Here is a 14,203-nt window from a genome sequence, read left to right on the forward strand (position 1 = left end):
TAACACGCGTCAATTTCTATTTCCATACGTAAAGCATGTCCATCGCTACGCAAGACTACAACGCCAAAGATATCATCGCCCTCGAAGGACTGGATCCGGTTCGCAAGCGACCGGGGATGTACATCGGCGGTGTGAACTCGGCAGGGCTGCACCATTTGATTTGGGAAATCGTTGACAACAGCGTCGACGAAGCAATGAACGGTTACGCCACCGAAATTACGGTGACGTTGCACAAAGACGAACAAACGATCACGGTCAGCGACAACGGACGCGGTATCCCGGTCGACAAGCATCCCAAGACCAACAAGCCCGCCCTCGAGATGGTACTGACCGTCTTGCATGCCGGTGGCAAATTCGAAGGAAACAATTACAAAACCGCCGGCGGGTTGCACGGCGTCGGAGCGTCGGTCGTCAACGCCCTTTCTAAAGAACTGATTGCGGTCGTGCGGCGTGGTGGTTCGCAATATCGGATGACGTTCGAACGCGGGATTCCGACGAGTAAGTTGCAAAAGCTGCGAGGCACCGTTCGCGGTACGGGAACAACGATCACCTTCAAACCGGACCCGACGATTTTTCCCAAGACGACGTTCAACAGTGACACGATCCGCGCGCGTTTGGAAACCGCGTCGTTCCTGCATCGCGGCGTGAAAGTGACTTATAACGACGAGGTCGCTGGAAAAAAAGAAACGTTCCTTCACGAAAACGGAATCGTCGATTACCTCGGCAAGGTTATCAAAGAACGCGGTGCCAGAACGATTCATGACACTCCGTTTACCCACCGTGTCGATGACAAGGAACGCATGGAGGTCACATTGCAATGGACCGAGTCGACCGACGAACACGTCCGTTCATACGTCAACGGCATCCCGACCGCCAACGGCGGGTCGCATGAAAACGGCTTTCGTGGCGGACTCGTCAAAGCGGTCCGCAACTACATCGACACCCACGACTTGACGCCTCGGGGCGTGAAGATGACACACGAGGACATTCGTGAAGGTTTGATCGCGATCGTATCAATCTTCATCGCTGAACCTCAATTCCAAGGCCAAACCAAAGATCGGCTTAACAATCCCGAAGCTCACGGGATGGTCGAATCGCACGTCCGTTCGTCGATGGAACAGTGGCTCAACAACAACCCGTCGATCGCCGACGGCGTAATCGCCCGCGTGATCGCGGCGGCACGGGCTCGAGCCGCATCGCGAGCGGCCAGCGAAGCGGTCTCCCGCAAAGGTGGATCGAAACGAACGTTGCTTCCGGGCAAACTCAGCGATTGTGTCTCGGCGGGCAAAGGCAAGTCAGAACTGTTCATCGTCGAAGGTGACTCGGCCGGCGGCAGTGCCAAGCAAGGCCGCGATCGGAATTTCCAAGCCATCCTGCCGCTGCGAGGCAAGGTGCTCAACACCGAATCGGCAACCTTGAAAAAGATTCTAGAAAACAAAGAAATCCAGGACTTGATCGCGTCGCTCGGTTGTGGGTTGGGTCCCAACCTCAACCTCGCCGAGTTGCGCTACGATCGGATCATCCTGCTTGCCGATGCGGACTCCGACGGACACCACATCACAACGCTGTTGCTGACGTTCTTCTACCGGCATATGCCCGCGCTGATCGCCGACGGTCGTTTATTCATCGCCGTCCCGCCGCTGTACCGCATCGACATCGGCAAGGAAACGTACTGGGCCGCCGACGAACCCGACCGCGAACAGATCTTGGCCCAGCACGGCGGGCGGGCCAAACCGGAGATCACTCGCTTCAAAGGCTTGGGCGAAATGATGCCCAAGGTCTTGTGGAACACCACGCTCGATCCGACCAAACGGCGGATGTTGAAAGTGGAAATCGACGACCAGATCGAAACCGACAAAACGATCAGCGACCTGATGGGCCGCGATGCATCGGCCCGGTTCCACTTCATCATGGACCGCGCCGAAGACGCCGAAGAGATCGATGTCTAGTCCTGTATCAAGATCAAACCTCGGCTTAGCGAAACTCCCAAAGTAGGCTGGGTGGAGGAGGCTTTGCGACGAACACCCGGCGTTTGGCGTTTGGCGTTTGGCGTTTGGCTATAACTCAAACTTAAACCTCAACTTAAACTTAAACTTCTGCTCCTGAGGCAACGGCTCCCAGACCCGCGAACCAAAGAAAGCCAAGTTTAGGTTTAGGTTTAGGTTTAGGTTTAAGTTCATTGAGAGCGTCGTGATGCCGGGTCTCCGCCGAAGCGGCTGCGACCCAGCCTACTTCGGTTAGCCGATAGACCATCGAGCGGGCTGCGGCTGATTCGTTAAGCACTTGACAGCATCCCACCCCAATGCGGTTAATAGGTTCTCTTCCCCGTCGCGTTCGGCATCCCGAATGGCGGCTTGATTTGTTTCCAACCTGAAGACTTTTCACATGTCGACCACCCAAGAACCCGTCGCCGCAACGAAGACGCTGCACGCGGAAGCTTTCCGAAACGACCCGCGCGTGGCGGAGGCGAAACGATTGCTGGCCGAAGCGATGGCGGAACACGCCAGTCACTTGGATGTGGTCGCGCCGCCGCAAAAGAACTTCGCCGACGATTATCAGACGGTCATCGATGACTACACCAGTGTTCGTGGTGGACCACCTTTATGGCCTTACTTTGCCTCCGGTTTGGGCAACGGACCGTACGTCGAACTTGCCGACGGCAGTGTCAAGTTGGATTTCATCGGCGGCATCGGGGTCCACGGCTGCGGTCATTCCCATCCGGCGATGTTAGCCGCAAGCATTGACGCGGCGATCGAAGACACCGTCATGCAAGGCAACCTGCAACAAAACATCCCGAGCGTGCGGATGCTGCAACGGCTCACTTCCCTGGCCAGCGAATCCGGTGCGCCGCTGGCACATGGCTTACTATCGACTAGCGGTGCGATGGCGAACGAGAACGCCTTGAAGCTCGCGTTCCATAAAGCCCAACCGGCGAGCCGGATTTTGGCGTTCGACAACGCTTTCGCTGGTCGTTCGATCGCGTTAGCCGCGATCACCGATCGACCGGCTTACCGAAACGGAATTCCGTTGGCGATCGAGGTCGACTATTTGCCATTCTTGGATCCGAAGCATCCCGAACGATCAACCCGGTGGGCCGTTAACGAACTCAAGCGATTGCTCGCCCGACATCCCGGCAAGTACGCTGCTTTCTGGGCCGAACCGATCGCGGGTGAAGGCGGCTATTATCCCGGGAGTCACGAGTTCTTTGCGGCGTTGTGCCGACCGCTGCGTGATGCCGGCGTGTCGATCATCTTTGATGAGATCCAATCGTTTTCGCGAACGAGTCGACCGTTTGCGTTCCAACACTACGGACTCGACGAATTTGCCGACATCGTTACGGTCGGCAAAATCACCCAAGTATGTGCGACCTTGTATCGCAAAGAATTCCACCCGACCGCACCAATCCTCAGTCAAACATTCACGGGTTCGACCTCGGCCATTCGAACCGGGCTAGAAACGCTCGACGAACTGGACCGCGTCAAATGTTTCGGAGCTGAGGGTGCGAACGTGAAACGTCATCGATACTTTGCCGAGCAACTCGAAACGCTTACCCAGAAGTATCCTGGTTTGATCAGCGGTCCGTTCGGCGAAGGAATGATGATCGGCTTCACACCCGGTAACGGATCGCTCGACCAAGCCAAACTTTTGATGCATATTCTCTACGAGATCGGGCTGCTCGGTTTTCTCTGCGGAGCGTCGCCGGTGCGGATGCGTTTCTTGCCCCCGCCGGCGATCACGACGACCTCGCACATCGATCGTGCGATCGAGCTGCTCGACGCGGGACTCAGACAGTTTCGAGAGCGCGTCGAATCTTAGTTCGACGAACAGCGGGATGTTTAGCCGCCAAATCTTGAGGGCGTACTATCGACGAGGCGGCCGATCGAGGTGGCGCCGTTGTTCCTCGGTGAGGATTTCTGCCAGTTCCTGATCGACGGTTCGTTGCAATTGATCGAGTCGCCGTCGTTGATCCTGGGTCAGCTCCAAAGCCTCTTTGAGGAAATCGGGAAGGATCGTTCCGGGGCGTGGAGGACCGCCCGGTCCAGGGCCGCCCGGTCCAGGGCCGCGCATGGCTCGTTCTTCCATACCGGGCCGGTCTTCACGACGAGGTCGTTCCCCGCCGGGGCCACTTCGGTGGTCGCCCAGGAAGCCTCCACCGGGTCCGCCTCCAGGCGGGCCGTGCATGAAGTCGGGTGATGGCGTGCCGCGATAGAACCGCGGTACGACCGGCCATTGCTCGGTCATGAAGTATGCGTAAGTGCCTTCGGGGAACTCGGGAGTGACGGTGAAACGTCCGTTACACTGATCCAGGTCTCCGCTGCCTTCGACGTACTCGTAGTCACGAACAAAGGTCCCATCGTATTCGCCTCCGGGCGCGTCACCCCCGGGCCGTTTGCCTTTCCTTAACTGGTGACTGGACGTCATCGCTCGCACGTCCGATGAGCCGTCCTTCGGGTTGCTGAACCCGTAGACGGCGTAGATCGGAAAGCCATCGGCCGCCCAACCGATCAACGGCGAGTGCTGATTCGGATTCAGATCGACATTGTCGAGCAACCCGGTCGGCAGTCCGTGGTAGTGGTATTTACCATTGGGCTGCACGTGAGCGTGCGACAGATCGATGCCGAGATTGATCGCGCCGGAAAGCGGTTCGTACTGCCAGCCAGGGTCACCGTCGTAGAACTCGGCGGCGCCCGGGTCGAAGGGAACTCCGTTGATCGCGACGCCGAACTCGCCCCGCATCGGCGTGATCTGATCGGCAGCGGTCGGCTTGGCTGGAACGCGATACTTGTGGGACTGGACCGCGATGCGATTCGGATTTCCACGATTGGGGAATTGCCCGGTGGGGTGATCTGGGATGCCGTTGGACGTGATCACGCGTTGGTCGCCTTCGACGCGGATCGTGACGGCGTTGGCGACGTCAGGCGTGGCGGTGGCCGGCAGTGGTTCCAGTTCGCCCTTTTGAATGACGCGATGAGTCCGCATGGGCGGTGGTTGAGCGACGGTGATCGTGATCACCCCCAGAACACCGATGAGAACAAGGATGAGCAAGGTCTTGCTTTGATGATTGGAATCGGACAACAGAGGGTTCCTTGGGAAAAAGATTTGACGAGGAAATGTTTAGCTTAGTACCGTTTAACGAGGCTGCATCCACGTAGGCGAGTCTGTCCCAGACTCGCAAATTCGAATCGAACGATCGATGATCGCGTCTCGGCGAGACGCGTCTACGTGGATCACTGCCGACCGGTTGGAAATCCGCCGGTCTTGACCAAGATCCACTACAGGTCTCCTAAAAGACAGACCGAAGTGGAACGTGTTGGCAGATCAACTTGTGTTTTATCTTGCCCGGCGTGGCGGGTTGGTGATTTGGCGAATCACGTCATCGACCGCATCAGGCGCAAGGCCTCCTTGTAAGTTGACTGAAAGGGCACTGGCGGACGGGTCGCGGGCGTCTTCATTCGTCGGACCTCGTCCAGGCCCGGGTTGCGTTTGACCGGGCGACGAGGCCACGCCGACCGGTGGTGCACCGACAGGCTGACGCGGCGGTGGCGGATCGAGGTTGCGATCAAGATCGGGACGTTGGTCGGGACGTTCGTCGGGAAGTTGGTCAACGGGATTGGGCCGTCCCGGCGGAAGTGGGTCCTCATCGCGGGGTGATTGGTCGATGCGGAACGCATTGTCTTGAACCGATGTCAACTCGGTGTTGCGTTCGATGACATCGGACAAACGTGTCCCGCCGATTTCGCGGGCTTGTTGGGACGACAAAACATTCTGGTACCAAAAGCGATCACCGTCACGCAGCGCCATGAACTGTTCCGCGATGACGGTGGCGGCCAACTCGCCGACGGTGCCGCCGTTGACGTGGTCTTCGGCCAACATGCCGACCCAGACATCGATATCATCGACGCTTTCGTAGGCAAGTGCCAATCGAGCTTGAACGTCGGTGTCCGACGAAACATCGGCAAACGTTTCGGCTCGGGCCAGTCCCATCGCCTCTCGAGCGGCGTTGTAATCGGGCAAGCCGTGGTCTCGGCCGCGTTGAATATTGAGTGCGGCCAGATCAAACCCGCCCGCACCGGGAGGTCCGAACAAGAAGTTCCGTACATCGTCGACCAGTCGAGTGTCGATCTCTTGCTGCGGCGTCGACGCCAAACCCTTGAGGATCGAATCGATTCCTTCGGCTTGAATTTCGCTAGGGTTAAAGAACGCGTCGGCCAGCGCGACCGAACCGGCTTCGATGACGCTCCCGTCATCAGCGAGACGGGCCAACTCCGACGGCAACGATGTATGACCGTATCGGAACGCGGCCGTTGCGAACAGGTTACTGATACTCGGGTCGACCGACGAATCGTAGCCTTCGTAGCGATCGATCGCATCACGCCCCAATAATTGCGGCAAGTATTCATTGAACGTGATCGCTTGAATTTCCGCGATCACAATCCGGCGCGCTCGCTGAAAGATTTCTTCGTCGTTCAGGCTGGGGTTGCCTGCGGCGATCTGACCGGCGACTCGGTTGTGTTCACGCATCCACAGGGTTTGCATCGAGATCAGACCGAGTTGCTCGTTGACGCGTGCGTCCCCGGCTTGGAAGAATCCTTGCTCGTTGACGGGCAGAAGGTTTCCCTCGCTGGTTCGCAGTCGCCCACCTTCGAACGACCGCAGCGACTCGGACGTCTCGAGATCACTGCCGTAGACCATCGAACCGTCGATGAAGGCGGTGATGTTGTTGACCTGATCGGCAGGAGTTTCCACGCCGGTCCCCTCGGCCACCGCGCTGCGGGTGAACGAGATGATTTGATCTCCGGTTCCGAACGGATCGAAGTGTTCATCGCCTAAGGGGACAGCAATATTGAAGGCCTCTCCATCACCGCCCGCCGTCGCGGTGATATCGTGGTCGATGAATTGGCCCCACTGCCAAACCAAGTTGGACAATCCTTTCGAACTTGGTATCGATTCGTCTTGGTCGAATACGATATTGCTGATTTCCCGTGCGGACAAACGATCTTCGCCGGCCGGTTCGGCAATCCCGTCGGCGTAGTCCGCATCGACGATGCGAACCAACGCGGTCCCTGCCGCACCCAGGTTGGCGCGTTCCAGATTATTACCAGTTCCGTCGATCGATTGAACCTCCACTTCGGGCGGCCTGATCGGGCCACGGTCAGGAACTTGATCGGCGTTACGCCCCCGGTTCATCCGGTTGATTACCATCAGTGCGTCGAGCGCCGAAACGATGCCGTCGCCGTTGACGTCCATGCGGTCACGAGGTCTCGCTGCATTGCGACCAATCGACTCAATCGGGGCGGCTTCACCACCTCCGCGATTGAGTCGATTGATGATCGTCAACGCATCGAGTGCGGAGACCTCTCCGTCTTCATTGGCATCTTCGGGAATCGAGTCGCTTTGGACATCAATGGATGAATCGAGGGAAAACGATTCGAAGGCGGGAGGTGCCGGAGGTTGAGGCGGGAGTGGTGGGGCGGCGAACTCCGCGCCGACGTCGGCAGCGAGTAACGTCCGAGCATCGAGCGTTTGGATGCCAAGATGCCGCTGAATTTCGCGACGTGATGCGATGCGACGCGTCCTAGAGTAAGATTGAGCCATGATCGTGAACCTCCAAAGTGACAGAAAAGACCAAGGCGATACGGTCGCAGGATGGACCTCGCCGAGGTAGCGACGTCGGATTACGAGCCGCTAATGACATCTACGGGGGCGATCCTCCATCATCCACCGAGACGTCGTCAGAAAAAAAGACTTTTTTTCGGTTGTGGATTGTTCCACCGTCCGACCGTATTCGCTTTATGAGAATCAATCACTTTGAAAGGCTGTCCCGAATCACGCGACTTACCAGATTCATGCGACTCGCCGGATTCGAAGGGCGAGATCGATCCGTTGGATCGAAATCCGCCCGAGCCGGCGCTGCTGCGACGCGCGAGCGAAGAGCCGGACGTTTTGTTGGGCGAAGTGTTCGACGTGCATCACGATACGTTTTGGCACTTGGTGACGTTCCGAATGGACGGTCGTTTGATGTCGCGGATCGACGCGGACGATGTTTTGCAGGACGCCTATTTGGCAGCGAAGATTCGGATCGAACATTGGGTCCAACACCCCAAACACAGCTTGTTTGTTTGGACGCGGATGACGGTGATGCAGACATTGATCGACGTACATCGGCGACATCTCGAGGCGGGAAAGCGTTCGGCGGGGCGGGAAATCTCGATCGGCGGGGCGCGTCTACCCAACACGACCGCCGAGTCGCTTGCCGGAATCTTGGCGGCCAGCCAAACGTCGCCCAGCGGCCGCGCGATCCGCGAGGAATCCAGCGCCGAGTTGCAACGAGCGATCGAAACGATGTCCGAGATCGACCAAGAAATGATCGCATTGCGGCATTTCGAAGGCCTCAACAACCAGCAAGCGGCCGAGGTTTTGGGGTTGAGTGCGACGGCGGCCAGCAATCGTTACATCCGCGCATTGTCGCGGTTGCAAGCGGTGCTCGAAACGAAATAGGTTACCGATGACGGATCCTTTAATAGCTTTCGGTCCGCTGATCGAACGACTCGAGAACGCGCGGGCGGCGCGGGCGACCGAGGCATCGAGTTGGGCGAGCCTAGGACGAGATCGTCCAGACCAACTCGGTGACTTTCGACTTCATCGCCCGATCGGACGCGGCGGGATGGGAGTCGTTTTCGAAGCCACCCAGATTTCGTTGGGGCGAACGGTGGCGCTGAAGATTTTGCCTCGCAACGTGTTTTCGGAATCGACCAGTCGCATTCGGTTTGCTAACGAAGCACAAACGATCGCGGCGTTGCACCATACCAACATTGTTCCCGTCTACGGTGTTGGATTCGACGAAGGCTATCACTATTTTGTGATGCAGCGACTTCACGGTGAAAGCGTGGACCAGCGACTCGCCACATCCGGTGTGTTCACACCCAAAGAAGCGGCTGATCTTGCGATGCAGGCGGCCAAGGCGCTCGCTCACGCTCACGACCAAGGTGTTTTGCATCGTGATATCAAGCCGTCCAATTTGATCGTGAGCGATGACGGACAACTTTGGGTGACTGATTTCGGCGTCGCAAAGAACCTGGCTTCCGCTGCGGTTACGCGGGACGGAGACGCCGTGGGTACGTTTCGTTATATGGCACCCGAGCAGATCTTGGGCGAGACGGACGTCCGCACCGATGTTTATTCGCTCGGTCTGACGATGTACGAGATGATTAGCGGAAAACCTGCGATCGGCGACGAATCGATGGCCGACATGATGGCGGGAAAACGATCGTTGTCGATCGCCCCGATCTCGAAGGCACATCCATCCGTCCCTCACGATTTAGCGGCGATCATTCAGACGGCTGTCGCGGCAGACGCTTCGGAACGGTATCCGTCCGCATCCGCATTGGCGAAAGATTTACAACGATACCTCAACGGACAACCGGTATCGGTTCGACCGCTCTCGACGTTTAAAAAACTGAAACGATGGGCCTATCGCTATCCGGCAGTCGCCGCATTGTCGACGGCGCTTATCGTTGCGTTGATGACGGTGGCGACGACCATGACGATCGCTTCGATACGTCTTGCAGAGTCTAACCGCGAACAAGCGATCGCCCGTCAACAAGCCGAACAAACGTCGTCATTGGCGGTCGAGGCATTGGGAGAGGTGTTTGAACAATTTCAGGCGACCGGCCATGAGACAAGCACTGAGATTTCGTCCGGCGTGACACTCGATCCCGCCGTCGCGTCGGTTTTAGAGGGGCTGCTGCCGTATTACGATCGGGTCGCTCGACATCTCGATGATCGACAATCCGGCGCGACCGGCGCGCTTCGGCGTCAGGCCTTTGCGTCCCTAAAAACAGTGGCCGCGATTCAGATGCAGTTGGGACAATACGAAGACGCGATCCGTACGCTCGAACGATCTCGGCAGGATGTTTCAAAGCTAACATTGACGGCCGAGGAATTAGCGATCGCACGGGCACAACTTGAACTCGACCAAGCGTCTTGCCTTGAAATGATCGGCGAGATCGAAGCCTCGGATTTGCTACGTCGAACGACGATCGAACATCTCGATACGGCGGCGCTGCGAAGTTCATCGGCGGCCCGTTACGAATTGGCTCGAGTGCATTTCATGCGGGGACGAACGCTGTTGCCCGGGATGGGGCCGGACCTATTTCCGCCCCCGTTTGCGATCAGTGGCCCGGCAAGTCGGCGCGGTCCCCATCCGCGTCAACATGGGCCCGAAACCTTTCAGCCGATCGAATCGGTGAAGCAATCGATCACGATCGCCAAGTCGTTGTTGGTTTCCGCCGATGTTCATCCGGATTCGCTCGACGGGCAAATGCAATTTAAAGTCCAACGGTTGTTGGCGGCGGCATTACTGGAACTAAGCCGACGCCGTCCGCCCGAATCGTTACCCGAGTCGAACTCCGTCCCTCAAGAATCACTAAACGAGGTCATTGATTTGTTGTGGACGTTGTGCGAACAACAACCCGATCACATCGGCGTTCAATTCGAACTCGCGACTGCGTTATCGGACATTGATGTGTTCGGACCGTTCGGGGAGAACATGCCGCGATCGGACGAACAATCACTTGATGCGTTGCATGAGCAAACGATCTCACGTTTGCGCGAGGCCGAGTCGATCTTCTTGGATCTTTGCTTGCGGCATCCGAACGTCCCCAGCTATTCCAACGGACTGTTGCACACCCAATTTAAGTTAGCGAGATTAGTGGAACGACCGCACGCGCGTCATCCAAACTTCAGTGATATTGATACGGACGCGACGATCGACGACAGCATTCGCTACTACGCACGAACAGGGATCGCCGTGCCCGACCGCGAGAGACTCACTCAAGCGGTCGAGCTTTATCGTTCGGCCGCTCAGGTCCAATCGCGATTGGTTCAACGCTATCCCGATTCATGGGCGTATCGGGTTTGGCAAGCCTTGTTTTTGGAACATCTTGCCGAAACTCAAATGGAATTGGGTTTTTTCGATGGGGCGGCCAAGACCTGTTCACGAATCGAAAAAATTTGGAAGCGTGTGGGCGATCATCATCACTACGAGCCCGAACAGGTTGAGGAATTTGCACTCCGCAACGAAGACCGGCTAAAGTGGGTTAAAAAATATCCGAGCACACTGCTTGTCCCGGCATCGGATCTTTAACAAGATCCACCATCGTCGACCCGAAAACGAAGATGTCTCGGAATACACCCCCCTTGATTGAGAGTGAGTCTTGCCGATGAACCGTTACCTAAATTATGTCCGACGGATCGTCATCGCTTGTTGCATTGGTCTGTTGTCGGGTTCGATGGTTGCCAACTCGGGCGATCGAACCAACGTGATTTTGATCGCAGCCGATGATTTGGGTTATGGCGAACTGGGATGCTATGGGCAAGCCAAGATCCAGACACCACGAATCGATCAACTGGCCGCCGAAGGCATGCGGTTCACGGATTTCTATAGCGGAAACGCCGTGTGTGCACCGAGTCGGTGCTGCTTGATGACGGGGAAGCATCCCGGACACGCATTCATTCGTGACAACCTTCCCCACAAAGTGAATTCCGAGGGCAAGCAGGCGGTCGGGACGGTTTACGACGGTCAATGGCCGATTCCGTCCGACGAGATCACGTTGGCAGAGCGAGTCAAGGGCGTTGGATACGCAACCGGCGCGTTCGGAAAATGGGGGCTCGGCCATTTCGGAACCTCCGGCGATCCGAATGACCAGGGTTTTGATTTGTTTTATGGTTTCAATTGCCAGTATCATGCCCACAATCATTATCCCAAGTTTTTATGGCGGAACCGAGTCAAAGAAGATCAGCCGGGCAATGACCGAACGCTGTACGGACAAACGTACTCGCAAGATCAATTTGTCACCGAGGCGATTCGATTCATCCGCGAAAATCGAGACCGACCGTTTTTCGCGTACCTTCCGTTCGCGGTTCCCCATCTTTCGATCCAAGTCCCCAATGAGGACCTGGCGGCATACGACGGTGTGATCGAAGAACAAGCCTACGAACACCGAGGTTATTTGCCGCACCCACGTCCTCGGGCCGCGTATGCCGCCATGGTCAGTCACATGGATGCGGGTGTCGGTCAGATTGTTGACGTCATCGAAGAGCTCGGCTTGACGGAAAACACTTTGATAATGTTCACGTCGGACAACGGACCCACTTACGATCGACTCGGTGGCTCGGACAGCGAGTACTTTAATTCGGCCGGTGGTCTGAAAGGACTCAAGGGACAACTTGATGAAGGCGGCATCCGCGTTCCGCTAATTGCCAGACAACCGGGAGTGATCGCTGCGGGCCAAACGACCGATTGGATGGGCGCTTGGTGGGATTTGCATGCGACGGTTAGTGATGCATGTGGCGTGAAAATCGAGTCATCGGCGATCGATGGAATCTCGTTCTTGCCATTGCTGCGAGGCGATCAATCGAATCAGGCCGAACATCCGTTTCTTTATTGGGAATTCGGCGGATACACCGGCCAGCAAGCGGTTCGAATGGGCCAATGGAAAGCCATCCGCAAAAACCTGATGGCCGCCGGCAAGACAAAACAGCCGCCCGCGTGGGCGCTGTACGATCTGAAGAACGATCCATCGGAAAGCCACGACGTGGCACCGCAAAATCCCGCAGTAATCGATCGAATCGTGAGCATTGCCACTGCGGAACATTCACCGAGCGAACTGTTTGCGATGCCGATGTTGGATTCTCAACGGTAAACGCAACTTGTCCGATCGGCGTTGACAAACAAGGGGTTGTGAAACTAGCCTTCTCACATCACCGATGCTCTTCTATCAAGTCGGACCCCGGCTCGAGGTCGCTCTGCTTCCTCGGATCCTCGGTTTCCCTTGATGCTCTCTTCTACTCCACAATTGAGGCCTCTGATGAGTGGTTCGTTTTCACCACGTTGGTCACGAAGCAATCACTCCCACGAGAAACTGGGTCCTCAAGAAGGGCAAAATACCGCGAAAACGTCCACCGTATTGGCGTCACCGTTTCAGTCGTTTTGCCAAATCGTCACGCCATTGCACTTTCAAACAACCTACCAATATCCTTTGTTGGTTTGGTTGCATTCAGCGGGAGCGAGCGAGCTTCAGATCGAACAGATCTTACCTCACATCAGTTCACGCAATTACGTCGGCGTGGGAGTGCGAGCGACGTACGCGACCGATGTCCAGGGATCCGGTTTCGATTGGCAATCGAGCCAAAACGGCGTGCGCAAGGCCTGCCAAAACATCTTTGACGCGATCGAAATGACGTCACGGAGGCATTCCATCCATCCCGATCGGATTATTCTGGCCGGATTAGGCTCGGGAGCGACGATGGCGTGCCGGGTTGCGATGCAGCATCCCAACGCCTTTGCGGGAGTGATTCGCATGTCAGGGCGTTTGGAAACCGCCGGTTGCGGATTAGGGAAGTTCAACCAATTGCGTCAGCGGAGGCTCCCGATGCTGTGGCAACAGGCGATGGATGGCGTCGACGATGATTCCGCGCAGCTTCGGCGAGACATCACGACGGCCCAATGGCTGCAAGCGCAGGTGGAAATTCGGCAATATCCTGGCAATGATGTGGTCAATACGGCCGCATTGAAGGACATCGACCGGTGGTGTTTTGATAAAATCGTGACTCCCTCCCCTGCCACGGATTCTTCCACCGCCGCCGACACCGTCAATATTGAATTGATCCAGGGTTCGGAGTTGAAAATGGTTGAATTCTCGGCAAACTAGCCTCCCACCACCTCGCATCCATGATCCCACCTTCAGACGAACCCGTTACTCATCCCATCGTCGCAGAACCGACGGAACCTACCGGTCCCAAAATTCTGCTCGTCGACGATGATCTCGAGATTGTTGAAACGGTGAAATACGCACTGGAGTCTTCGGGGTACCAGGTCGTTGTCGCTCGAGACGGAAATCAAGGATTGGCGTTGGCCGAGCGAGAAACACCCGAACTGATGATTTTGGACATGATGATGCCCAAACGCAGCGGATTCTTGGTGTTGGAAAAGCTTCGTCGTGAATTGGAATTGCCTTTGCCGGTGATCATGATTACCGGCAACGAAGGCAGTCGCCATCAGGCGTATGCTGAACTTCTCGGCGTTAGCGAATACATCCGCAAGCCGTTCTCAATGGAACGCTTGCTCGACGCGGTCGCGCGATTATTGACGAAGCCCGACGAATCAGCCCAGTAATCTGCTTTGATTTCTCGTTGCGACGAC

Annotated in this window: 9 protein-coding genes; 7 read left to right on the forward strand and 2 right to left on the reverse strand. The window is 56.7% G+C overall.

The genetic code is table 11. The features are described from left to right. The first annotated feature begins 35 nt into the window (after positions 1–35). On the forward strand, positions 36–1,949 hold the full coding sequence (locus Pla100_RS08100) for a DNA gyrase/topoisomerase IV subunit B (protein WP_146577137.1): 1,914 nt from the start codon (positions 36–38) through the stop codon (positions 1,947–1,949). 436 nt (positions 1,950–2,385) lie between these two features. Next, the gene (locus tag Pla100_RS08105) at positions 2,386–3,816 is read left to right on the forward strand and encodes an aminotransferase class III-fold pyridoxal phosphate-dependent enzyme (protein ID WP_146577138.1); all 1,431 of its coding nucleotides are present in this window, start codon (positions 2,386–2,388) and stop codon (positions 3,814–3,816) included. A gap of 45 nt (positions 3,817–3,861) precedes the next feature. Here Pla100_RS08105 and Pla100_RS08110 read toward each other — a convergent pair whose 3' ends face one another. Then, positions 3,862–5,076: a YHYH protein gene (locus tag Pla100_RS08110; protein ID WP_231602830.1), complete on the reverse strand. Its 1,215-nt coding sequence runs from the start codon at positions 5,074–5,076 to the stop codon at positions 3,862–3,864. A gap of 255 nt (positions 5,077–5,331) precedes the next feature. Next, entirely contained in the window at positions 5,332–7,596 is a 2,265-nt protein-coding gene (locus Pla100_RS08115; protein WP_146577139.1) for a peroxidase family protein, read from the reverse strand. A gap of 213 nt (positions 7,597–7,809) precedes the next feature. Here Pla100_RS08115 and Pla100_RS08120 point away from each other — a divergent pair, with 213 nt between their 5' ends. The 5 genes from Pla100_RS08120 (at position 7,810) to Pla100_RS08140 (ending at position 14,176) form a co-directional block, all read left to right on the forward strand. After that, positions 7,810–8,499 (forward strand): sigma-70 family RNA polymerase sigma factor, encoded by a 690-nt coding sequence (locus tag Pla100_RS08120; protein WP_146577140.1) that lies wholly within the window; start codon positions 7,810–7,812, stop codon positions 8,497–8,499. Positions 8,500–8,506: 7 nt separating this feature from the next. After that, entirely contained in the window at positions 8,507–11,146 is a 2,640-nt protein-coding gene (locus tag Pla100_RS08125) for a serine/threonine protein kinase (RefSeq protein WP_146577141.1), read from the forward strand. 76 nt (positions 11,147–11,222) lie between these two features. Next, positions 11,223–12,704, forward strand: a complete 1,482-nt coding sequence (locus Pla100_RS08130) for an arylsulfatase (protein WP_146577142.1) — start codon at positions 11,223–11,225, stop codon at positions 12,702–12,704. 165 nt (positions 12,705–12,869) lie between these two features. After that, on the forward strand, positions 12,870–13,712 hold the full coding sequence (locus Pla100_RS08135) for an alpha/beta hydrolase (RefSeq protein WP_231602831.1): 843 nt from the start codon (positions 12,870–12,872) through the stop codon (positions 13,710–13,712). Between the two features lie 20 nt (positions 13,713–13,732). Continuing rightward, positions 13,733–14,176 (forward strand): response regulator, encoded by a 444-nt coding sequence (locus tag Pla100_RS08140; protein ID WP_146577144.1) that lies wholly within the window; start codon positions 13,733–13,735, stop codon positions 14,174–14,176. The last annotated feature ends 27 nt before the right edge of the window (positions 14,177–14,203 follow it).

The sequence above is a fragment of the Neorhodopirellula pilleata genome (assembly GCF_007859915.1).
Classification (GTDB): Bacteria; Planctomycetota; Planctomycetia; order Pirellulales; family Pirellulaceae; genus Rhodopirellula; species Rhodopirellula pilleata.

Coding starts and splice junctions, on each gene's coding strand:
- Pla100_RS08100 (WP_146577137.1), top strand. CDS start 36: ATGTCCATCGCTACGCAAGACTACAACGCCAAAGATATCATCGCCCTC.
- Pla100_RS08105 (WP_146577138.1), top strand. CDS start 2,386: ATGTCGACCACCCAAGAACCCGTCGCCGCAACGAAGACGCTGCACGCG.
- Pla100_RS08115 (WP_146577139.1), bottom strand. CDS start 7,596: ATGGCTCAATCTTACTCTAGGACGCGTCGCATCGCATCACGTCGCGAA.
- Pla100_RS08125 (WP_146577141.1), top strand. CDS start 8,507: ATGACGGATCCTTTAATAGCTTTCGGTCCGCTGATCGAACGACTCGAG.
- Pla100_RS08130 (WP_146577142.1), top strand. CDS start 11,223: ATGAACCGTTACCTAAATTATGTCCGACGGATCGTCATCGCTTGTTGC.
- Pla100_RS08135 (WP_231602831.1), top strand. CDS start 12,870: ATGAGTGGTTCGTTTTCACCACGTTGGTCACGAAGCAATCACTCCCAC.
- Pla100_RS08140 (WP_146577144.1), top strand. CDS start 13,733: ATGATCCCACCTTCAGACGAACCCGTTACTCATCCCATCGTCGCAGAA.